The sequence below is a fragment of the Globicatella sanguinis genome (assembly GCF_002847845.2).
Lineage (GTDB): Bacteria > Bacillota > Bacilli > Lactobacillales > Aerococcaceae > Globicatella > Globicatella sanguinis.
Genome location: NZ_CP126962.1, coordinates 450,814 through 472,763, shown reverse-complemented (window position 1 = coordinate 472,763; position 21,950 = coordinate 450,814). Strand labels below are relative to the sequence as shown.

At 35.8% G+C, this 21,950-nt stretch carries 18 protein-coding genes, 1 other RNA gene and 2 pseudogenes; 15 read left to right on the top strand and 6 right to left on the bottom strand.

All coding sequences use genetic code 11. The annotated features are described in order from the left end of the window. Position 1 precedes the first annotated feature (1 nt). Positions 2-499: a pantetheine-phosphate adenylyltransferase gene (gene coaD / locus CYJ72_RS02020; protein WP_066126503.1), complete on the top strand. Its 498-nt coding sequence runs from the start codon at positions 2-4 to the stop codon at positions 497-499. Between the two features lie 419 nt (positions 500-918). Next, positions 919-2,433, top strand: a complete 1,515-nt coding sequence (ltrA, locus tag CYJ72_RS02015; RefSeq protein ID WP_284630249.1) for a group II intron reverse transcriptase/maturase — start codon at positions 919-921, stop codon at positions 2,431-2,433. Positions 2,434-2,567: 134 nt separating this feature from the next. Here the strand turns inward: ltrA and CYJ72_RS02010 are convergent, their stop codons facing one another. Continuing rightward, the gene (locus CYJ72_RS02010) at positions 2,568-3,593 is read right to left on the bottom strand and encodes a lactonase family protein (protein ID WP_066127313.1); all 1,026 of its coding nucleotides are present in this window, start codon (positions 3,591-3,593) and stop codon (positions 2,568-2,570) included. A 171-nt stretch (positions 3,594-3,764) separates the two neighbouring features. Between CYJ72_RS02010 and CYJ72_RS02005 the strand changes: the two genes are divergently transcribed. The 5 genes from CYJ72_RS02005 (at position 3,765) to CYJ72_RS01985 (ending at position 10,659) form a co-directional block, all read left to right on the top strand. Next, a complete protein-coding gene (locus tag CYJ72_RS02005) occupies positions 3,765-5,018 on the top strand; it encodes an AI-2E family transporter (RefSeq protein WP_284630248.1) in 1,254 nt (417 codons plus the stop codon). Next, complete coding sequence (locus CYJ72_RS02000; protein WP_101813105.1) at positions 5,008-6,528, top strand: DUF5068 domain-containing protein; 1,521 nt, start codon at positions 5,008-5,010, stop codon at positions 6,526-6,528. The genes CYJ72_RS02005 and CYJ72_RS02000 overlap by 11 nt, the downstream gene beginning before the upstream one ends. 211 nt (positions 6,529-6,739) lie before the next feature. After that, complete coding sequence (locus CYJ72_RS01995; protein WP_284630247.1) at positions 6,740-7,978, top strand: hydroxymethylglutaryl-CoA reductase, degradative; 1,239 nt, start codon at positions 6,740-6,742, stop codon at positions 7,976-7,978. A 91-nt stretch (positions 7,979-8,069) separates the two neighbouring features. Beyond that, the gene (locus CYJ72_RS01990) at positions 8,070-9,248 is read left to right on the top strand and encodes a hydroxymethylglutaryl-CoA synthase (protein WP_083513254.1); all 1,179 of its coding nucleotides are present in this window, start codon (positions 8,070-8,072) and stop codon (positions 9,246-9,248) included. Between the two features lie 466 nt (positions 9,249-9,714). Next, positions 9,715-10,659 (top strand): LacI family DNA-binding transcriptional regulator, encoded by a 945-nt coding sequence (locus CYJ72_RS01985; RefSeq protein WP_101813103.1) that lies wholly within the window; start codon positions 9,715-9,717, stop codon positions 10,657-10,659. A gap of 25 nt (positions 10,660-10,684) precedes the next feature. On the opposite strand, the gene CYJ72_RS01980 is transcribed toward CYJ72_RS01985, so the two are convergent. Further along, positions 10,685-11,098: a ribonuclease HI family protein gene (locus CYJ72_RS01980; protein WP_101813102.1), complete on the bottom strand. Its 414-nt coding sequence runs from the start codon at positions 11,096-11,098 to the stop codon at positions 10,685-10,687. A gap of 29 nt (positions 11,099-11,127) precedes the next feature. Between CYJ72_RS01980 and CYJ72_RS01975 the strand changes: the two genes are divergently transcribed. Continuing rightward, positions 11,128-12,099, top strand: coding sequence for a hypothetical protein (locus CYJ72_RS01975; RefSeq protein ID WP_101813101.1), 972 nt, complete (start codon positions 11,128-11,130; stop codon positions 12,097-12,099). Positions 12,100-12,176: 77 nt separating this feature from the next. Here the strand turns inward: CYJ72_RS01975 and CYJ72_RS01970 are convergent. Next, positions 12,177-12,998: pseudogene (locus CYJ72_RS01970) on the bottom strand (THUMP domain-containing class I SAM-dependent RNA methyltransferase); the annotation flags it as partial. Positions 12,999-13,030: 32 nt separating this feature from the next. On the opposite strand from CYJ72_RS01970, the gene CYJ72_RS01965 reads away from it, so the two are divergent. Beyond that, positions 13,031-13,993, top strand: coding sequence for an IS30 family transposase (locus CYJ72_RS01965; protein WP_101975427.1), 963 nt, complete (start codon positions 13,031-13,033; stop codon positions 13,991-13,993). A gap of 359 nt (positions 13,994-14,352) precedes the next feature. On the opposite strand, the pseudogene CYJ72_RS01960 reads toward CYJ72_RS01965, so the two are convergent. From CYJ72_RS01960 to gpsB, 3 genes and pseudogenes are all read right to left on the bottom strand, one after another. Beyond that, positions 14,353-14,721: pseudogene (locus tag CYJ72_RS01960) on the bottom strand (THUMP domain-containing protein); the annotation flags it as partial. Positions 14,722-14,797: 76 nt separating this feature from the next. Next, positions 14,798-15,161, bottom strand: an RNA gene (gene rnpB, locus CYJ72_RS01955) — RNase P RNA component class B. A gap of 21 nt (positions 15,162-15,182) precedes the next feature. Next, positions 15,183-15,536, bottom strand: coding sequence for a cell division regulator GpsB (gene gpsB, locus CYJ72_RS01950; RefSeq protein ID WP_066126240.1), 354 nt, complete (start codon positions 15,534-15,536; stop codon positions 15,183-15,185). A gap of 242 nt (positions 15,537-15,778) precedes the next feature. Here gpsB and CYJ72_RS01945 point away from each other — a divergent pair, with 242 nt between their 5' ends. The 6 genes from CYJ72_RS01945 to dtd all read left to right on the top strand — a co-directional run bounded on the left by CYJ72_RS01945 (position 15,779) and on the right by dtd (position 21,497). Continuing rightward, the gene (locus CYJ72_RS01945) at positions 15,779-16,264 is read left to right on the top strand and encodes a DUF3013 family protein (protein ID WP_101813099.1); all 486 of its coding nucleotides are present in this window, start codon (positions 15,779-15,781) and stop codon (positions 16,262-16,264) included. Positions 16,265-16,276: 12 nt separating this feature from the next. Then, a complete protein-coding gene (gene prmA / locus CYJ72_RS01940; protein ID WP_101813098.1) occupies positions 16,277-17,218 on the top strand; it encodes a 50S ribosomal protein L11 methyltransferase in 942 nt (313 codons plus the stop codon). Further along, positions 17,219-17,968, top strand: a complete 750-nt coding sequence (locus CYJ72_RS01935; protein ID WP_101813097.1) for a 16S rRNA (uracil(1498)-N(3))-methyltransferase — start codon at positions 17,219-17,221, stop codon at positions 17,966-17,968. 15 nt (positions 17,969-17,983) lie between these two features. Further along, complete coding sequence (gene deoC, locus CYJ72_RS01930) at positions 17,984-18,634, top strand: deoxyribose-phosphate aldolase (protein WP_101813096.1); 651 nt, start codon at positions 17,984-17,986, stop codon at positions 18,632-18,634. A gap of 191 nt (positions 18,635-18,825) precedes the next feature. Then, positions 18,826-21,036: a RelA/SpoT family protein gene (locus CYJ72_RS01925; RefSeq protein ID WP_066126828.1), complete on the top strand. Its 2,211-nt coding sequence runs from the start codon at positions 18,826-18,828 to the stop codon at positions 21,034-21,036. Positions 21,037-21,050: 14 nt separating this feature from the next. Beyond that, the gene (gene dtd / locus CYJ72_RS01920) at positions 21,051-21,497 is read left to right on the top strand and encodes a D-aminoacyl-tRNA deacylase (RefSeq protein WP_066126829.1); all 447 of its coding nucleotides are present in this window, start codon (positions 21,051-21,053) and stop codon (positions 21,495-21,497) included. Positions 21,498-21,950: the final 453 nt, after the last annotated feature.

Sequence of the window (21,950 nt, the reverse complement as noted above, 5' to 3'; positions counted from 1 at the left end):
AATGAAAAAAATCGGAATTTTTCCAGGTAGTTTTGATCCTTTGACCTTAGGTCATTTGGATTTAATTGAACGTGGTAGCAAATTATTCGATGAATTAATTGTCCTCGTTGCAGTTAATACAACTAAAAAAGGACTTTTTAAACCGAATGAACGTGTTACCTTAATTGAAGAAGCCGTTAAGGGAATTGAAAATGTTTCGGTAGAACTTTATTCTGATGGCTTAGTGGCAACCTATTATCGTAATAAAAATGCAGTGGCTTTATTAAGAGGCGTGCGCAATGCTCTGGATTTTGAATATGAAAGCAATATTGCGATTATTAATCGTAAACAATTTGAATCTCTGGAAACAGTGTTAATGTATGCCAACGAAGAATATCGTTATTTAAGTTCAAGTATGATTAAGGAAGTTGCTTATTTTAAAGGTGATATTAGTGATATGGTACCACCTAATGTGCGAATGGCCATTGAAGAAAAATATGGCACTTTAAAAGATATATAATAATAAAAAGGTTTGGCAGAACGAAAGTTTTGCCAAACCTTTTGCGATGTGCGCCCAGCATGGGCGTTAACTTGGCGGTTCAAGTCCGCTACTTCTAACGCATGTGAGACTGTAATGACTAAAGTCAAACAGTCTCAGCAAGGCTTTGCAGTAGGAACTGTTAGCTAAGGGCAAGGGTGTCGGTACCCTATCCTTAATCTCTAAGTGCTAAAGCACTAAGAATTAAGGTCGTCGTGAGGCGGAATCTGAAGGAAGCCTAAGGCAAACTCCTGCGCCGACGAACAGAAACTTGATAGAAGGTCTAATCATAAGGGTGAGCTTGCATTACAAAGTAAAGCCCAATACTGCACGGATTATGGTTGGATAAATCAAGCGGTGACATGGGAGGGAAGTTAACGCACCTTACCTGGGGAGGTCTCATGAGAGATAAGCATATCTTAGTAACAACGAATCATGAGAAGTCAGCAGAGGTCATAGTAGGTTGTCTACCAACTGAAGGACTGAACAATAATGAACATTGGAAAGAAAGAGAGGTAGTGAAGATGAAGAAGGCAGAAAACAAGCAAAAGCTTGGCAAGATGCAAAGGGATAAGACGGAATCGAAAGAGTATGCATCTGCGCAGAGTCAATCACTAGGAGAAGCTTTGGACCAATGGCGTCACTATCCGATAATGTCGAGGGTGGTAGAAAGAAATAACCTGAGACGCGCATGTGATAGAGTCAGAAGAAATGGCGGAAGCCCGGGTGTGGATGGGATGACTGTTGAAGAAGTGGAAAGTCATATCTTCAACTATTATGTTCCTTTGTGTAAGAAATTATTCGAAGGCACCTACCGTCCTCATCCAGTAAAACGGGTTGAAATACCTAAACCGAATGGAGGTGTCCGTAAACTAGGCATACCCGTTGTAAGGGATAGAGTGATACAACAAGCGATTAAGCAGGTTATTGAACCGTCAATCGACAAGACCTTTAGCCCTTACAGTTATGGGTTTAGACCAAATCGCAATGCTCATCAAGCAAGAAAACAATGTGCCAAGTATTATGAAGAAGGCTACCGATATGTCGTGGATTGCGATTTAAAACAGTACTTTGATACGATTAACCATGACAAGCTGATGTATCTTCTGAAACAACACATTGACGATAAATCAATATTAAGATTGATTAACCGATTCTTGCAAGCTGGCGTCATTGAACTAAACGGAAACTTCCAGAAGACAGGAAAAGGCGCCCCGCAAGGAGGCGTTCTGTCGCCATTACTCAGTAACATCTATTTACATGAGTTAGATAAAGAACTAACGAAACGGGGACACCGATTCGTACGCTATGCCGATGATTTTGTCATCTTTACGAAAAGTAAACGAGCAGGCGAACGAATTCTACAGAGCATCAGTCGATTCCTATCAAAAGAATTGAAATTGGTTGTGAATACAGAAAAAAGTAAAGTAGGTAGTCCTTACCGTTTAAAGTTCTTGAGTTGTCTGATAATGAAAGCGAATGGAGGTTGTCGATACCGACCGACTAAAGAAGCAGTGAAGCAATTCAAAGCGAAACTTAGACAAGTCACGAGTCGGAAAACACCGAAAACCTTTCAAATGTTGGTAAAGGAAATCAACCAAGTAGCCAGAGGGTGGATACAATACCACGGAAGAGGCTATATTAAAGGCACTATCCGAGCCACTGAATCCTGGTTACATCGTAGAATCAGACAACTAATACTCAAGCGATGGAAACGACCAAGAACGAAAATAAAAGAACTCATGAAGAGAGGGCTAACACTCGATGAGTCCAAACGTATCGCCTATTCAAGAAAGAAATATTGGCGATTGTCCTGTACTTGGGAAGTTCATCAAGCCATACCAACGGAAAAACTCTACCAATGGGGTCTTTTGAATATGACCCAATTGGCAGAGCAAGTGTACTTACATTATTGAACCGCCGTATACGAGAACCGTACGTACGGTGGTGTGAGAGGTCGACTAACCAACTAATGATTAGTCTCCTACTCGATTATATGTTATCATTTCTATTGCTAATTGATTCGAATTGAATGTGCTAGAAATATTAATTACGCTAGGACAATATTAACACATTCTGGTGCTAAGGCCGTTACTTTAGCTTTTTTCAATAAACCAGATTTTGTATCACGATTTAATACAGTAATCATATCGGTGTCTTGATGTGGAATAAGTAAAAACTTTTCAGTTTCATCTAAGATAAAATCACGAGGAATTTCACCATAAGTTGATATTCTTTGGATTTCACTTAACATTCCAACAGAATCTACTTTAAATGCTGTAATTACATTTGAAAAACGAGTTGAGCAATATAAGAATTGACCATCTTGAGTAATACGAATAGCCGCACCAGCTGAGGTCTCTACTTCAGATGCATCAACATTTGGTAAAGTGTTAATGACAGTTAAGGTCTTGTCTTCATTAATTCTCACCACTGAAGTCGTGTTACCAAGTTCACCAATGACATAAGCCACGTCTAAGGTTGGGTGAAGTGTGATATGACGCGGTCCTGTGCCGGCAGGGAATTTCGTTACTGAAAATTCTGATAGTAAACCATCATTTTGTATATCATAGACATATACTTCATCCGTTCCTAAATCACAAACATATAATTGGGATTGATCTTTACTAAAATGAGTCATATGAACATGAGGTGATTGTTGGTTTTTATGAAAACTTGAACCAGAATGAGTGACTTGCTCAATGAATGAGAGTTCTCCTGCTTCGTTATAACGGTAAATATCGATGGACCCATGGTGATAATTCGAAACATAAACAGTACGTGTTGCTTCATGATATGAAATATGACACCCAGGAATCTCAGTTGCAAAGCATTCTGATTGTGTAATGAAAATACCATTGGCATCTTTTTTCAGTACTGTCAGACCACCTTTATCAGCTTTACTAATAGCAAATAAGGTATCTTTATTTTCATTAAGGGTTAACCAAGTTGGATTATTGAGAGCAGAAACAGGGATGACTGGTCCGAATTTAGTCTTGCTTGGATCAAATGTGACTGAGGATATTCCTTTATTAACTCTTTTCGTGTATCCGCCTAAAAAGTAAGTTTGTTGCACGTATGTTCCTCCTAAAAGCAGTATTTGATTATTTATAGTATAACATCTGATTAAAAAAATTCAAAACATTATTAAAATTTATTAATAAATAGTCTTTAGGTCTTTAGTAGTATCTCTTTTTAGTTAAAATATGGTAGAATAAACATATCGCTTTAGAAAAGGAGGATTTTGATGGATCAACGTCATAAAAAATCAACAGATGCACGTCATCCTTTATTTTGGCATAATTTTTTAAACAGTAAAATGGTTACGACTTTAATGATTATTTTATTAGTTTTAATTATTATTTTCTTAATGACCAAATTAGCTTATATATTTACCCCAGTTTTAACTTTATTCGAAATATTTGGTTTTCCAATTGTTTCGAGTGCGGTTTTATACTATTTGTTTTACCCGATAGTCAATCAATTACATAATCGTGGGATAAAAAAATCGATATCAGTATTTGGGATTTTTATTTTCTTAATTTTAGCAATCAGTTTAAGTATTGGTTCCATTGTTCCGATTGTGCGTGACCAAGTCAATACCTTTATTGAAAATGTTCCTAATTATTACGAAACTTTAATGAAAATATTTAAAGATTTACCATTTTCTTTCAATGATGTATTACCTGAATTAGGCATTGATTTACAGAAGGTATTTGATGGTTTCTCAACTGAAGGCTTTAGCCAACGAATCGATAGTATTGTTTCTTCCACCTTTGGTGGATTAGGAAGTTTTGTTGGAACGGTAACTACCACCTTTACAGGACTATTAATTATCCCAATTTTTACTTATTATTTATTAGTAGACTCCGATAAAATTCCCAAAAAGATTTTATATTATATTCCGACAAGATATCGTCAAGTAGTCAGTCGAATGTTATATCAAGGTAATTACCAAGTCTCTCAATATATTCGTGGACAAATTATTGTGGCAATTTGTGTGGGAATAATATTTGCGATAGGGTATGCGATCATCGGTCTTGAATACGGAACAACATTAGCAGTGCTTGCGGGTCTATTAAATATCATTCCTTATTTAGGATCGTTTATTGCTATTATCCCGGCATTAATTGTTGGTTTAATAACATCACCCATCATGCTGATTAAAGTAATTATTGTGATGGTGGTCGAACAAACGATTGAAGGTCGATTTATTTCACCGCAAGTATTAGGCAATAGTATGCAAATTCACCCTGTGACGATACTGATGGTGTTATTAGCCAGTGGTAAGTTATTTGGAGTAGTAGGCGTGGTGATCGGTATCCCGACTTTTGCTGTCTTAAAAGTAATAGTCTCAGAAATATATTCATGGTACCGTGAAAATAATCCCGCTTATCAAGAGCCAATCGTTGACTATTCAACAGGTAGTACACCCGTGATTGACTCAATGATGCAAATGAAAAATATTAATGAAAGTACAGAGAAAACGGATGAGAATTAAGCAAAAAAAACTCTTACTATTACCCATAGTAGGCATGATACTGAGCGGTTGTGACTCAGTTAATCAAAAATACAATCAATTTATAGAACAAAAAACTGAAGAAAGTACAGTCGTTGAAAGTGAAGAAACAACTGAAGTTTCAGAAAAATTAGTCGATATTCGATTAGTTCCTGAGTTTGTCCAAGTAGAAGAAGCGGTAAAAGCCATTGATAATTTAGAAATAGGGGAAGAAATTTATCGTACTTCACAAACTATTACGCAATCACAAGATAATTTCGATATTTCAGTTAATCAAATGGTGGTTTATGAAGCGAAGTCGGATGATCAAATATTGGGTATAAAATCAACAGATAGTGATGAAGGAGCGATTGTTATCGTTAATGTCGCTATTACTAACAAAACGGCTGAAACTTTCTATTTCCCAATTGATGAACTAAAATTAAGCTATCCGAATGCACCTGTTGCTCGTTTGGCGACCGCAGGATTGTATCCTTTGCAATCAGGGAATTTATATGAAATTTTATTAAGTGATGATCATGGTGCTATCTCGCCAGCCTCCACTGTCGAAGGTTATTTAGTTTATAGTTTAACAAAAGAGGATTTTGAACATATTAAAGAGCAAAACGCTTTTAATTTAACAGTTGTACCACCCAGACTTGATGCTGATAGTATTGTAGGCCTTAGTTCAACCGATTTAGGCTATGTCTTACCTTTATATTTACCTCTCACGGACACGATTGAACAAGAATTAGTTGATAAAAATAAGCAAATTCAAGATCGTATTTCTGCTGAATGGTGGGGACGTAAAGAGATATTAGCGGATGAGATTCTTGAAGAAAAAGACACGGATGGTGAAGTTAATTTTACTTTAAAACGTATTGAAATTTCGAATTTTACCCCAAATGAAAATTATGAAGAATCATTTCAATACTTTCCTAATGGTCAAGTGATTGTTTCATTACAAATTGAAATTGATAATCAATCGGAACATACTTTATTACCTACCGATAGTTTAGTTAACTTAGTCATTAATGGCGATACTATACAAAGTGATTATATCTTAATTAATGAATTATATGGCGAGCATTTAGAGCCGGGTGAAAAAACAACCATCATTAAAACTTTTGCTTTAGATAAATATACGTATCAACAAAATTGGCAAAATCAAGATATACAAATTTATATTCAGGTATCTCCCGATGATTCAATAGACAATCAGGACGCAACCACAACGGTTGAAGAATCAACTGAAGTGGAACAAGTCGAAGAGTTTATGACGGGCGAAGAATCGGATATTATTGTAGAAGATGAAACAGGTGAAGAGACAGAGTTGATGTATGTGGGGAATTTTGTATGGGAACCAAAATTGGTGAAATATATTAACGAAGATTTAGAAGTAGTGGATGAATTAGTATCAGAAGAAGCGGATGATGAGACGACAGAAATGGATAACCTTGATGACGCAGATGCTATTCTAGAAGAAAGTACAACAGAAGCAATGAGTGAATAATGTAACACAATCATAAAAGGTTTTTGTGTTCACATAAAATAATATAATGAGATTTTACTTGAGGCAGGGCAACAATTTTTATCATTGCCTTGCCTATTTTTCTATGGTATCGATAGTGAATCAAAGTGATAGTATACATCGAATAAAATAAGTTCAACGAGTTTCGATATAGAATGATGCCAATTATTACGAAAGAAAAGAGGTTGTATCGATGACTGAAATTAATGGGTTTTATCGTTTATCGCCTGAGCAAAGAAGAAAAGTGTTAAAGGAAAATTTTCCTGATGTTTTTATAGAATCAGATACGCAATTATCGGAAACAACGGCAGATGCGATGATTGAAAACTATTTTCAAAATTATTCCTTACCAATGGGAATTGCGCCAAATTTTCAAATTAATGGACATCTTTATCATATTCCTATGGTGATAGAAGAACCTTCCGTGGTTGCAGCGGCTAGTAATGGTGCTAAAAGGGTTGGGAATATTATCACTACAAGTCAGCCACGTGAATTAATTGGGCAGATTATTGTGAAAGAAGTCATAGACCTTGAACAAGCGACTGCTGTGATTGAAAAAAATAAACACTGTTTACTGGATTTAGCTAAATCATTTTCCATCAATATGGTAGAGCGCGGTGGTGGTCCTACTCGAATTTGGACTAAAAATTTTGAATCGTATTTTACCGTTTACCTTGGCTTTAATCCTTGTGATGCCATGGGGGCTAATGCGATTAATCATGTATTAGAAGCACTTAGTGATGAAGTAGAACAGTTAGTCAACGGCGTTGCTTTAATGCGTATCTTATCTAATTATCAACCCGAATCATTAGTAACGGCTAAAGTTAAAATTCCTATTCACTCTTTAGCTAATAACCATGCAGACAGCCAGCTATTAGCGCAAAATATAGTGGCGGCTAGTGAATATGCCCATTTAGATGTCTATCGTGCCACCACTCATAATAAAGGTATAATGAATGGGATTGATGCCGTTTTAATGGCGACCGGTAATGATTGGCGAGCTGTCAGTGCCGGCGTACATGCTTATGCGAGTCATACCGGACACTATCAATCATTAACTGATTGGAAGATTGAAGAAGATTTTCTAATGGGTAAAATTGAACTACCATTAGCGGTCGCCACAGTGGGTGGAACCTTGTCGGTACATCCACAGGCAAAACAATCATTGGCTTTGTTAGGTAATCCTGATGCACAACAGTTAAGTGAAATTATCGCTGCAGTCGGTTTAGCGCAAAATTTTGCTGCGTTAAGAGCTTTGGTTTCAGAAGGTATTCAAAAAGGTCACATGAGTTTACATGCGCGCCAGTTAGCGATTCAAGCAGGCGCTAATGAGGCAGAAGCTCCACGTTTAATTGAACTTTTAAAAAGACAAGAAAAGGCTATTAGCATTTCGGTGGCTACTGAATTACTTGCAAAAATGCGCCAAAACTGATATTTTTTTTCAAAAGATAACAAATTTTTAAAATAATATGTTAATATACTATAGTGACTTGAAGAAGTGCATCATAGATTAGGAGGATATTGTGAAAGAACTAGAGGTAGGAATTGATAAATTAGGCCTATATGTGCCTAAGTATTATATCGATATGAAAGAATTAGCAACCTATCGTGGTGTAGATCCTAATAAATGGACCATTGGAATTGGTCAAGAACAAATGGCAGTTCCAACCTTAGCTAGCGATGTCGTTGCTTTAGCTGCTAATGCAGCCAACCAAATTATTACTGATGAAGATAAAACTTTAATTGATCAGGTGATTGTCGGTACCGAATCTGGTGTAGACCATTCGAAATCAATTGCGACTTTTGTACATGGCTTATTAGAAATAAACCCTTTTGCTAAAGCGTTCGAAATTAAACAAGCATGCTATGGCGCAACTGCTGCCTTGCAATTAGCCTGCGATTATGTACGTTTAAGACCAGAAAGAAAAGTGTTAGTCATAGCGACTGATATCTCACGTTATGGATTAGATACCAGTGGTGAACCAACTCAAGGGGCAGGAGCTATCGCAATGTTAGTTAGCGCCAATCCAAAAATATTGACCATTCGTCAAGAAAGTTTCATGCATACGAATCATCAATTCGATTTCTGGCGTCCCAATGATTCTGAATATGCAATGGTTGATGGTCATTTTTCAACCAAACTATATCAAGATGAATTTGTTAAAGTATTAGAGCATGTTGAGGCGATGAATCCTTCATTATTAGACCGTATCGAAGCGATGACCTTCCATTTACCGTTTACTAAAATGGGATTAAAGGCATTAAATGCTTACGAAGAAGCCAAAGGATCACATCCTATAATAGATAAATGGCGTTCTCATTATGATGCTTCACGTGTTTTAAATAGACGAGTAGGAAACATTTATACGGGTTCGCTCTTCTTAAGTCTAATATCATTATTAGCTAAAGATGATACCTTATCAGCTGGAGAAACAATTGGCTTATTTAGTTACGGTTCAGGAGCCGTTTCTGAATTGTTAATTGGTCAGTTACAGCCCGATTATCGTCAATATGTTAACTCAGAAATGATTGAACAACATTTAGATCGACGAGATGCTTTAACTGTTGAACAATATGAAACCATCTTTTTAGAAAAGCAGTTAGTCAACGATGGCCAATCAGCACCCTTAACCGCAGATGAAGTTGGTTTTTACTTTGCAGGTATAACAGATCATAAACGTCAATATCGTTATCAAGCATAACAGGGTCTTTATTAATCTTAACAACATATTAACCGCTGAATATCTAGAGTAATAGATAAATTCGGCGGTTTTTTATTGGATTGTTAGGTAAGGGGAGTGGGCAAGAAGTTGAAAATGTAATAATTTTCGCTTCGTCTGTCCACCCCCGCACAGTTGGGAGTAGACCAGAACTAGAAAACCAAATAAGTTGTGATTCGGCTTGTTTTCCAGCAGCGTTGGAGTGGGCTTCAAACAAATTTTTAAGACGCTGTTTAATACCACTCACCGCTTGGCTTTTAATGAGCGCGTAATAAGTTGACTGAATTTATCAAGTTTATGCTCAGTTTCATTTCAGTTGATGAGAGTCTATTTTCATTGAAAACAAATGAAATTTTCATAAGATAATGTTGTGTTTCAAAATATTGAAGGATAAATGACTTTTTTAAAAAATTGGGGTATAATTTAATAGAAAAAGGAGGGGATTCTCATCGTAACCTTAAAAGATGTGGCTAAAAAAGCAAATGTTTCTAAAATGACTGTATCACGAGTGATTAATCACCCTGACTTAGTAACAGACGAACTAAAAGAATTAGTTCATAGTGTTATGAAAGAATTAGGGTATAAACCTAACACAGTAGCACGCGCCCTAGCGCAAAATAGAACAATGGTAGTAAAAGTCTTGATTTTAGAAGAAATGGATAGTACAGAGCCTTATTTCATGCATTTAATTAATGGTATTGCGAAAGGTTTGGACCAATATCATTATGCATTACAATTAGTGACTGAAAATACTTATGATTTAGGACGCTGTGACGGTTTTATTATTTCAGGTATGACTCGTGAAGATTACGAATGGGTAAAAGAAATCAAGGAGCCCTTGATAGTTTTTGGTGAAAATGATATAAACTTACCTTTTGTCGATTCTGATAATGAACATGGAGTTGAAAATATGACCCTATTTGCATTAGAAAAAGAATATGACCATTATATATATGTAGGTATCGATGTACCGGAATTATTTGCAGCTAATCGTGAAAAAGGGTTTGAAACAGCGATGGCTACTCGACCAGAAAAAGGTCATGAAATTTATAAAGTAAAAAATTCTTCAACAGCAGCAGAAATAATGGTTGATGGTTTAGAATATCCTAAGAATACCTGCTTTATTTGTGCTACAGATCGCATTGCCGTCGGTGTACAACGTGCTATTTTGAAAAAAGGGAATATTCCTGAAGATTATGGTGTCACTGGTTTTGATGGTGTTTTCCTTGATCGCATTGCTTCACCTAAAATGACCACGATGAAACAAGAAGTTGAGCAAATGGGTCGAGCATGTGTGGAATTATTAATGAAAAGAATTGATGGCAAAAAGTTGAAAAAAACTGCCAATTATTTCGATGCGCATTTAGTTAAGAGAGAAACTTTACGCCCATAAGATATTGAAAGGCAGTCGATTATTATTATTTTTTTATTGCTTTAATGTGCTTATGTAAGACAGATTTAGCCAGCTGATCAGCGGCTAAATTTTGTTTTTCAGGAATCCAGTTGAAAAAAATTAAAGAGAAGTTTTTCTTTAAAGAGATGATTTTGTTAAGATAAGGTTGATAACGTTCATCTTTTACATACTCTTTTTCAATGGAACTGATGACGATTTTACTATCACTATAAATTTCGCACAATTGGTCCTGTAGCTGTTGTTGTATCAGTTTTTCAAGGCATAATATCATAGCTTTAAATTCGGCTTGATGATTGTCTTCAATTTGTGGTACAAATTCACTAAATTGAAAACGTTCATTGCTTTGATGATAAAGTGTCACAATTGCCGCCATTTTTTTATTAGGATCAAAAGCAGCATCTGTATAAATTTTGACCATTATATACCAACTTTCTGAAAGGAAATCATATGTCTGATATTATCAATTTACCAAATAATCATGAAAATTTCTATCGTAAAGGTGTTCAATCTTTGGAGAAGGGCGACTTTGATATGGGATATGACTTTTTTCAAAAATCATTAGCTCTTTCTTTTGAGCAAGAAGTGTTTTTAGAATTAGTTCATGCTTGTCTTATTTTTAATAAACTAGAAAACTTGATGGCTGTTTGGGAACAATACTATCCACAGACAGACGATATCTTTAAAGACGAAGCCCTTGTAAAGATGTACGTGGAGTCCATGGATTTAATGATACCAGTTGATAAACGTTTATTAAAATTTACACAGCTAAAACAACAATTGAATCAACAAAATTTTGATTTAAATCAAATCAATGAAAAAATTGAACGCTATCAAAACTTAAATCTACTGAAATTAACCGTAGAAGAATTAGTCAGTGAGGGGACTGTTGATCAGTGGGTAACAGCTAGATTGGATAAAGGGCAATATCATCTATTAACGCAGTTAAAAGAACTTTATTTATTAGATTTTTCATTAGTCCAACCTCTCTATCAAAGTATTTTAGAGCATCCATCGGTCTTTAATTATTTAAAAGCTGATATTATGCATTATTGTATTTTTCATCAAATTAATGCTTCATTTAATTGGTATTGGTTTAGTGATTCGAAAAACGTATCGATTAATGAATTAGTCGCTTACCACCAACAAAGCTTTTATCAAGAAGGTCTAAAACAAATAGAGCATTACTGTAATAAGGAAAATCCTCATTTAGAAGAAACCATCAAGGAACAGTTCCGTTTACAATATTTCGGATTATTTCCATTTTATGATGATTTGGCTTTAACGAGTCATCAATGGATTGATTTTTTACTCTATTCAATGGGGTTAGAAGAGTCGGCACCGAGTAACATTAATCAATTTACTTATCAATTATTGTTACGCAACCAACAAGAAATTATGTTATTGTTTTATTTAGATTAATTAAAAATATCCATTTAGTCCCGTCAGAACCGGCGAATCATACCGGGTTGGGTACTAAATGGATTTTTTTAAAAAACTTATTTTACTGTACTCCAAAATTGATAATAATCAACTTTCAAGGCACCATTATATAATTTTCGTTTTTTCGTTGCTTTTTCACCATAATAGGTTTCAAAGTTTTCATCGCTCGTTAAAATATATTTACTCCATGTTGGCATTTGACGGTAAATTTTTCCCATTTGACGATAAAGTTCATGAACCTTCTCTTCATCTAACAAACGGTCTCCATAAGGTGGATTGGCGATTAAAATGCCAAATTCTTTATCGGGCACGTAATCACTCAATTGCATTTGTTTAAATTGAATACTGTCCGCCACACCAGCTTCAAGCGCATTTTGTTTGGCGATTTCAATCATACGGTGGTCAATGTCAGTGCCTAATAAATCTAATTGGCGATCGTAGTCGGCTAAACTTTCTGCTTCATTGCGTACATCTTCCCATACTTCAGGATTTAATAAAGTCCATTCTTCAGCTTCAAATGAACGGTTAAAGCCTGGTGCAATATTATGTCCCATTAACGCTGCTTCAATTAAAATCGTACCAGAACCGCAAGTAGGATCATATAAAGGACGGTCAGGATGCCAAGTAGTGAGCATGATTAGTGCAGCAGCCATATTCTCTTTTAATGGGGCGCCACCTTTATCAATTCGGTAGCCACGTTTAAATAAACTAGAGCCACTCGTATCAAGTGTTATCATCACATGATCTTTATTAATGGCTACTTCAATAGGATATTTTGCTCCCGTTTCAGCAAGGGGAGTGCGACGATGATAGTATTCCTTGGATAGTAAAATTAAGCTAGAAAAATAAATAGGCCATTTGTATGGTATCCTAAACATAAAATCACATGCTAAGGAAGGAGTACATACAAATGGCTTATACACATCTTACCATGAAAGAATTGATTTGGATAGAAAATTATTACGATAGCGGTAAAAAAGTAACGGATATCGCTAAAAAATTAAATCGGGCCATCCAAACCATTTATAACGTCGTTAATTTTCTTAAAAATAGTGGTAATATTCAGGAATACTACGATCAATATAAAGAGAATAAATCACGCTGTGGTGCCAAAAAGAAGGTCTTTAACACTAAACAAATCACATATATTAAGAAAAAAGTGGACCAGGGGTGGTCTCCTGACGTCATCATTGGTCGGAATGAACTCCCATTAGGATGTACAGCTCGAACACTTTATCGTCGTTTTAAAGACTCGGAACTCTTTGATCCCTCAACTTTACCGATGAAAGGTAAGAGAAAACCTAATGGGTATCAGGAAAAAAGAGGTAAACAACACTTTAGACGCACCATCGAAGATCGTCAAAAAGAAAATCCACAATATGAGAAAGAATTTGGACATCTAGAAGGTGACACTATTGTCGGAAAAGACCATAAGAGTGCAGTCCTAACACTGGTCGAAAGAATCAGTAAACTCATCATCCCGATAAAAATTAACAGTCGCAAAGCAAGTGATGTGCGAATCGCTTGTGATAACTGGTTTGCTTATTTACCGAGAAATTTATTTAAATCCATTACGTTTGATTGTGGAAAAGAATTTTCTGATTGGCAAGCCATTTCAAATGTCAATGACATCAATATTTACTTTGCTGATCCCGGTTGTCCGTCACAACGCGGCTTAAATGAACACTCTAATGGACTACTTCGAAGAGATGGGTTATCTAAGGGGATGGATTTTACCGATATATCGCAGGAAATACTCAGCCAAACAGCTCATTTCCGCAATGAAATTCCACGAAAATCATTAGGTTATCGAACGCCAATTGAAGTTTTTATCGATTGTTGTAAGGAACTTGGATGGATAGATGCTTTCTAATGCACACAATGTGTTTGTTAAGACAGTGAATCCATTGCGTAAGGCACCTGATTGTTAGAGCTTGACTTGGTGCCTAGCCCGGCATGATGATTTGGGGATGCTTTTTGGGTCTTCTACCCAAACCCTTTCCCCAACTCGCTATTCGCGAGTATCATACCGGAGCATCCAAGTCAAGCTCTAACGATTTAATGCATCAATCTGACTCACTACACTTGCCACAAATCTGACGTTGTGGAAACCTTAAAGTCAGTGGCTAATTTATACTTGAACTTTCGAACAACCATTTTAATTATCAATTAGAAAAAAAGCAAACGTATTATGTGTTAGGTAAAAATTCTAGCTTAATTTGACAATCAAAATTCCATTAAACGTTTTGCAATCGCCTTTTTAACAATACGTTGACAATTAGGAACAGAATGTAATTTTGATTTTTGTGATTTACCACTGATTGGAAATTCTGCATCTAGTGGTAAGATGTCTTCCCATGGTAAAGCATAGGTTTGATCGAAGAGTTGTTCGAATGTTGTGGCTTTAAATTCACCAAAAATAATTTTAATGCGATCAGCCGTTCTTAACCAAAGATTGGTGAAAGCAATATCGCGTGCATTGCCATCAAATCGTACGCGTCCATTTTCGGTTTGAGTCTGGTAACCATGTTTTTTTAATTCTTGATTGACCAGCGATTCGATTCCAGCAGCAGCCGTTGCTAGTAAATGGTAATTTTTCATGTGTTCTCCTTTGTTTTGTCGATAATTTACAAAAAGGGCAGGACAACGTCCCACCCTCAAATCCTATAAAGCAAATTTTTATAAGCCATGTTCTGTCACTCGATTTATCCTAGGCAGATAAATCGACGGGTAACCATCTATCTACACTTTCGTGTCTTCTTCTTCCGTTCATTTACGTATAGAAGAAGCGCCCCTACCAAAGTTTGGGTTGCTCGCTCGAGGGGTTTACCAACGTTCCACTTTCATCGTTTCCAATGAAACTCGTCACTGTGGCACTTTCAAGTATACTAACACATAGTCCGTAGACCTTAGTGCGTTTTACTGCCGTCAATTAAATTGCCTTAGCTTATGGTTTCGCTAAGCACGAACACTACACGCATCTCAGCGTGTGCGAGCATGGACTTTCCTCAACTAATTATTAGCCGCGATTACCTAAAATTTGCTTAGTTAACTTTCTCATTTTATTTGTTTACTTGTGAATAGTCAATGGTATTATCAACATTATTTATTTTTGAGCCAAAAACATGCTTTTCTAAGTTAGAAAGACGTTTTAAAATATCAAAATTAGTCACGCCACTACCTGGTGTAGTTGGCGAAGTCTTTTTGTTTAAGGCTAATTGTTTTGTTAACTCATCAACTTTACCAATTAAACGTTCATTCTCAATTTTTAATTGAGTCACTTCTTTTTGATATGAATCATAGTCGCGGATAATACTATCTAAGTATTCGTCCACTTCAGCTGTATTATACCCTCTCATTGCACGGGTAAATTCTTTTTGTAAAATATCTTTTGCTGTTAAATTTTTTTCTGCCAAGTATATCACCTCTTAATATTCAATCCAATTTTATTATACAACATTAAGAATCATTTGAGTTAAAAATGAGAATTTTTTTAAAATTATGGCGGTAAAAAAATGCCATATAATCTATATTATGCCATTCATTGTCGAAAATATCTAGTAAAGAATAAGAAAAGTAATTAAAATAATTCTTAAAGCTAGCTTTTTATTGAATTTAAAGTTTTAATAAAGCATAATAGAAGAAAGAAGGTGAGCCGATGCAACAACATAATTTATTAACCTATCAACATTATTTATTAGAAGAATTATATTTTCATTGTGAGTGGCAGTTAAGTTGGCAAGAAGATTGGCATTGTATTGAACTGGTTTTACAATTTGAATTTGAAAATAATAATACTGATATTCAATTAAATTTAGACCAAGCAGATGAGACAGTGCTATACGAATGCAAAGTTTTATTTGTTGACCCTCAAGCTGCCCATTTCTATACACCAAATGTGATTCAACGTTTTGTAGTTGATAAGACAAAAGGGATTCCTACAGGAGAAGTGACAGCTATCTTTAAATATTTAAAGCAGAAAACAAGTCAAGCACAGGCTGCTTGGTATGATTTTATCCATGATGATTCTATCGATCATTTTGAAATAACTTGGCAAGAACAGGACTATCAAATCATAAAAGAACGCCTCGTGCAAACAAATCAATATAATCAACAAGCATTATTTTTGCCGATAGTTGATTAGAAAGAGGTCTATATGGAGGAAAAAAATTGGTATAAAGTAATATTAGAAACGACTAATAAGGAAGGCGAATTAATTGAATTGGTGTCCAATTTGTTTTTTGAATTAGGTTCTATTGGTGTAGAAGTAAATTATGCACAAGGTTACCTAGAAAATGATGAAAATCTATTTGGGGAAATTTTCGATGAAGAGATGTTAAAAGTATTGGATCGCGATACCGAAATCATTGCTTATTTTAACGAACCGATGGAACTTTCTGAATTAGAATTTGCGATAAAAAAATTATTCAACCAAACACCGTTTAAATTGACTCAAAATAAACAGTTGAATGAGAATTGGCAAAAGAATTGGATACAACACTATCACCCACAACCAATCAGTCGTTATTTAACGATTGTTCCTGTTTGGCAAGATGATTACCAAGCTCAACCTCAAGAACAAATTGTCTATTTAGATCCTGGCGTGGCCTTTGGGACCGGTAATCATCCAACAACTCAATTAGGTGCTCAAGCATTAGAAATCGTGATGCGTGGCGGAGAAACCATTTTAGACGTTGGTACAGGTTCCGGTATCTTAACCTTTATTGCGAAAGCATTAGGCGCTCAAACGGTTCACGGATATGATTTAGATCCACAAGCAGTAGCCAGTGCCAATGAAAATTTAAATTATCAACCAGATAAAGAAGGCATTCATTTTGCAGTAAATAATCTTTTGGTAGGGGTAGAGACTAAAGCTGATATCATCGTTGCGAATATTTTACCGCATATCATTATTGAAATGTTAGACGATGCCGAACGTTTATTAAAAGAAAATGGTTGGTTAATTTTAGGTGGTATTCTAATCTCAAAAAGCCTCGGACTTGAAGAAGAGTTACGAACTCGAGGTTGGAAATTGTATCAAAAGACTATAATGGGTGAGTGGGTTTCATTAATTTTAGAAAAGCAGGAGCAAGAGTAGATGCAACGTTATTTTATAGAAGAAAGTTTAACAATTGGTCAACAGGTCATTTTAGACGCTGATATTACGCATCATGTTTATGATGTCATGCGTGGTAAAACGGGAGCGCATATTTTACTAGTTGATACAAAGCAACAAGTATATTTGGCTTCTTTAGCAGCCAAAGAAGGTGCGTTTGGGATGGCGATAATTGAGAGTGAAATTGAACATCAATCTGAATTTCCTTTAAGTGAGGTTGCAATTGCTTGTGGTCTTTCGAAAAATGATAAATTAGAATGGATTGTTCAAAAAGCAACTGAGTGTGGGATGACTCAGTTTTATCCACTTACATTGAAACGCGATGTCATGAAATGGCCAGGGGAAAAAGCAACTAAGCGAATGATGCGTTTACAAAAAATTGCTCAAGAAGCGGCTGAACAAAGTCATCGAGTACAAATTCCGACTATTAATGAACTATCTTCTTTAAAGCAATTGATTAATTTAGCAGATGATTATACAATTAAGTTAATCGCTTATGAAGAAACTGCCAAAAGCGGTCAACATGCTCAGTTAAAAGAAGCGTTAATTCATTTAAAAGCAAGTGATCGTCTATTAATGGTCTTTGGATCTGAAGGAGGACTAACTCCAGAGGAAGTGAGCCAATTAGAGGAGGCTGGATTTATCTGTTGTAGCTTAGGTCCCCGGATTTTAAGAGCTGAAACGGCGCCTGTATACTTTTTAAGTGCATTAAGTTATCAATTAGAATTATAAATTTGGAGGAAGATCATGAATCAAAATTTAGCAAAATATATTGACCATACCATTTTAAAACCGGAAGCAACTAAGAAAATGATTGAAGTCTTATGTCAAGAAGCAATAGAGCATGACTTTATGTCTGTTTGTATTAATCCAACCTGGGTACCTTATGTGGCGTCTTTATTAAGTGACAGTGATGTTAAGGTTTGTACGGTTGTTGGTTTTCCTCTAGGGGCAAATACAACGTCATTAAAAGCTTATGAAGCAGCTGAAGCAGTTAAAAATGGTGCTCATGAAGTAGATATGGTAATTAATATTGGTGCAGCTAAAGCTGGTGATTGGGAGTTAGTATATCAAGACATTAAAGCAGTCGTAGATGCTGTACCATCAGAAGTGGTTGTTAAAGTTATTATTGAAACATGTCTATTAACAGATGAAGAAAAAGTGAAAGCTTGCCAACAAGCTAAAAAAGCGAATGCTGAATTTGTGAAAACTTCAACTGGTTTCTCAACAGGTGGTGCAACGGTCGAAGATATTCGCTTAATGCGCGAAACAGTTGGACCAGATATGGGAGTTAAAGCAAGTGGTGGTGTTTCGAATACCGAAGAAGCTTTAGCAATGATTGATGCAGGCGCAACACGTATTGGTGCATCAAAAGGTATTGCAATTATTGGCAAATAATTAGATACCGTTAATTTAAAGAATTAATGAATAAAGCTTAGACTGAATGTTTTTACAAAGAGGATAATTGGTTACTCCCAAACAGTAAAACATGATAGTCTAAGGCTTTTTTTAATCAGTTAACATTGTAGAATATACAAATTTATCGTATAATTAGTGGTACATATTTTAACAGAAATTAGGTGAAAAAAATGGCTCGTACTCAAGATTTAACTGCACAAGAAGTAATCGACATATGTAAAGAATATATGAATGACAAAAATGTACAGTTTATAAAAAAAGCTCTTGAATATGCCACCCATGCCCATCGTAATCAAGTACGATTATCAGGAGAAGCTTATATCATACATCCTATTCAAGTAGCTGGTATTTTAGCTCAATTAAAAGCAGATCCTGCAACAGTAGTAACGGGCTTTTTACACGATGTCGTTGAAGATACTGAATACACATTAGAAGATATTGAGTCTGAATTTGGGAGTACTGTGGCGTTTTTAGTCGACGGTGTTACCAAATTAGGTAAAGTCAAATTTCAAAGTAAAGAAGAGGCGCTAGCAGAAAACCATCGTAAAATGTTATTGGCGATGGCCAAAGATATGCGTATCGTGATGGTTAAATTAGCTGACCGTTTACATAATATGCGCACATTAAAATTTCAAAAACCAGAAAAGCAAGTGGAAAAATCACAAGAAGCGATTGAGATTTATGCACCCTTAGCTGATCGTATCGGGATGAATGCGATAAAATGGGAATTGGAAGATATTGCGCTACGTTACATTAATCCAGCTGAGTATTATCGAATTGTGCGATTGATGGATGCTAAACGTGATGAACGTGAAAAATATATTCAAGAAGCCATCGTCGAAATTAACGAAGCCGTAGCTGAAATGGACATTAAGGCTGATGTATATGGACGACCTAAACATATTTATTCAATTTACCGTAAAATGGTCGACCAGAATAAAGATTTTGACCATATTTATGATTTACTAGCAGTAAGAGTGTTGGTGGATACTATTAAAGACTGTTATGCAGTACTGGGAATTATTCATACTAAATGGAAACCAATGCCAGGTCGTTTCAAAGATTACATTGCGATGCCAAAAGCGAATATGTATCAATCGATTCATACAACTGTCATTGGCCCATATGGTAAACCGGTCGAAATTCAGATACGAACACATCAGATGCATGAAGTAGCAGAATATGGGGTCGCTGCCCACTGGGCTTATAAAGAGGGCAAAACAGATAAAGTAGAGTCTGAAAATAATATTGAACGCCAAATGAAATGGTTCCGTGAAATTGTTGAATTGCAAGACGAAGCAAGAGATGCTAGTGAATTTATGGATTTTGTTAAAGAAGATTTATTTAAAGACCAAGTCTATATTTTCTCTCCAAAAGGTGATGTTTTTGAATTGCCGGCAGGATCAGGGCCGATTGATTTCGCCTATCATATCCATACTGAGGTAGGAAATAAAATTATCGGTGCTAAAATTAATGGTAACATTGTCCCCTTAAATTATACTTTAAAAAATGGCGATATTATCGAAATATTAACCAATCCCAATTCAAATGGTCCAAGTCGTGACTGGTTAAAATTAACTCATACGAGTAAGGCCCGCAATCGTATTAAACGATTTTTTAAACTATTAGATCGTGATCGCAATAGTGAATTAGGTCAACAGATGTTAGAACGTGAATTTAAACCGGTTGGATTTTCAGTAAAACAGTTGAATAAGAAAAACCGTGATAAAGAGTTATTAGAACGGTTTAACTTTAATAGCTTAGAAGATTTATATGCAGCGGTAGGACTAGGAGAATTATCTCCACAGACCATCATTAACTTCTTAGGTTTAAAACCGATGGAAGAAACAACAGAAGTAAAAAAACAACCGATTCAAACCATTAAAAAAGAAGCACCAGATAATAAAATGCCACGTACCGTTCATGAAAGTGGTGTGGTGGTCAATGGTGTCGAAAACTTAATGGTGCGCTTAAGTCGCTGTTGTAATCCTGTACCAGGAGACGATATTGTTGGTTATATTACTCGCGGACGTGGTGTTTCAATTCATCGCAAAGATTGTCCAAACTTAGTGCATGAACCAGATTTAATGAAACGGACGATTGATGTTGAATGGGAAAATAAAGCAGATTTAACTTCAGATTATGAGACTGAAATAAAAGTCATTGGTTTTGACCGTTCAGGATTGATTAATGATGTTTTGCATGTGGTTAATCACACCGTAAAAAATCTAAAAAATGTTAATGGACGCGTCGATGCGGATAGTACGGCGACAGTCACCATTAAAGTAGCCATTTCTAATACCATTCAATTGAATGATTTAATGAATAAATTGCGCAATATACCCGATGTTCATGAAGTAGAGCGGGTCGCAAATACATAATTAGGATGAATTAAATGAGAGTTATTATTCAAAAAGTAAAAGAAAGTTCAGTAACAGTTAATAATACCTTGTTAGGGGAAACGCAACATGGATTAATGCTGTTAGTAGGATTTACTCACACGGATACGTTTGAGGATATTCAATACTGTGCTAAAAAAATTGTGCAGATGCGTATTTTTGAAGACGAGAATGAAAAAATGAACTTGTCTTTAAAAGATGTGGGAGGCTCTATTTTATCAATTAGTCAGTTCACTCTCTATGCGCAAACCAAGAAAGGCAATCGTCCTAGCTTTACCGAAGCAGCTAAGCCTGATTTAGCAACAGCGCTATACGAACAATTTAATGAAGAATTAAGAAGTTACGATGTAGAAGTAGCTACCGGTGAATTTGGGGCAATGATGGATGTGGCTTTAATCAATGAAGGCCCAGTAACCATTATTTTAGACTCCAAAAATCGCTAATGCTTGTTGAGTAAGTTGGCAAGAAGTAGAAATTGAATAATTTTCGCTTCGTTTGTCCACCCCCCGCACAGTTGGGAGTGGACCAGAAGTAGAAATTGAATAATTTTCGCTTCGTCTGCCCACCCCCCGCACAGTTGAGTGGGCCTCAACCAAGTCGCAAGACGCAGATTGAGGCCACTCAACCACTGCGCTATTCATTAGCGAGCAATCACTTATTTTCTATCTTTGATGACAAAACATTATATAACAAATAAAAAACACGTTGAGCACATGATTTTGTGTGTTCAACGTGTTTTTGTCCGATTAGGATTTATTTTCGGTGGTAGGCAAGAAGTAGTCATTAAAATGATTTCCACTAAATTTGCCAATCAACCACTGCGTTTTTAATTAGCGCGCAATGACTTGACTGAATTTACAATGTTGATGCTTTACTCTTTATGACGCCGTTTGAGA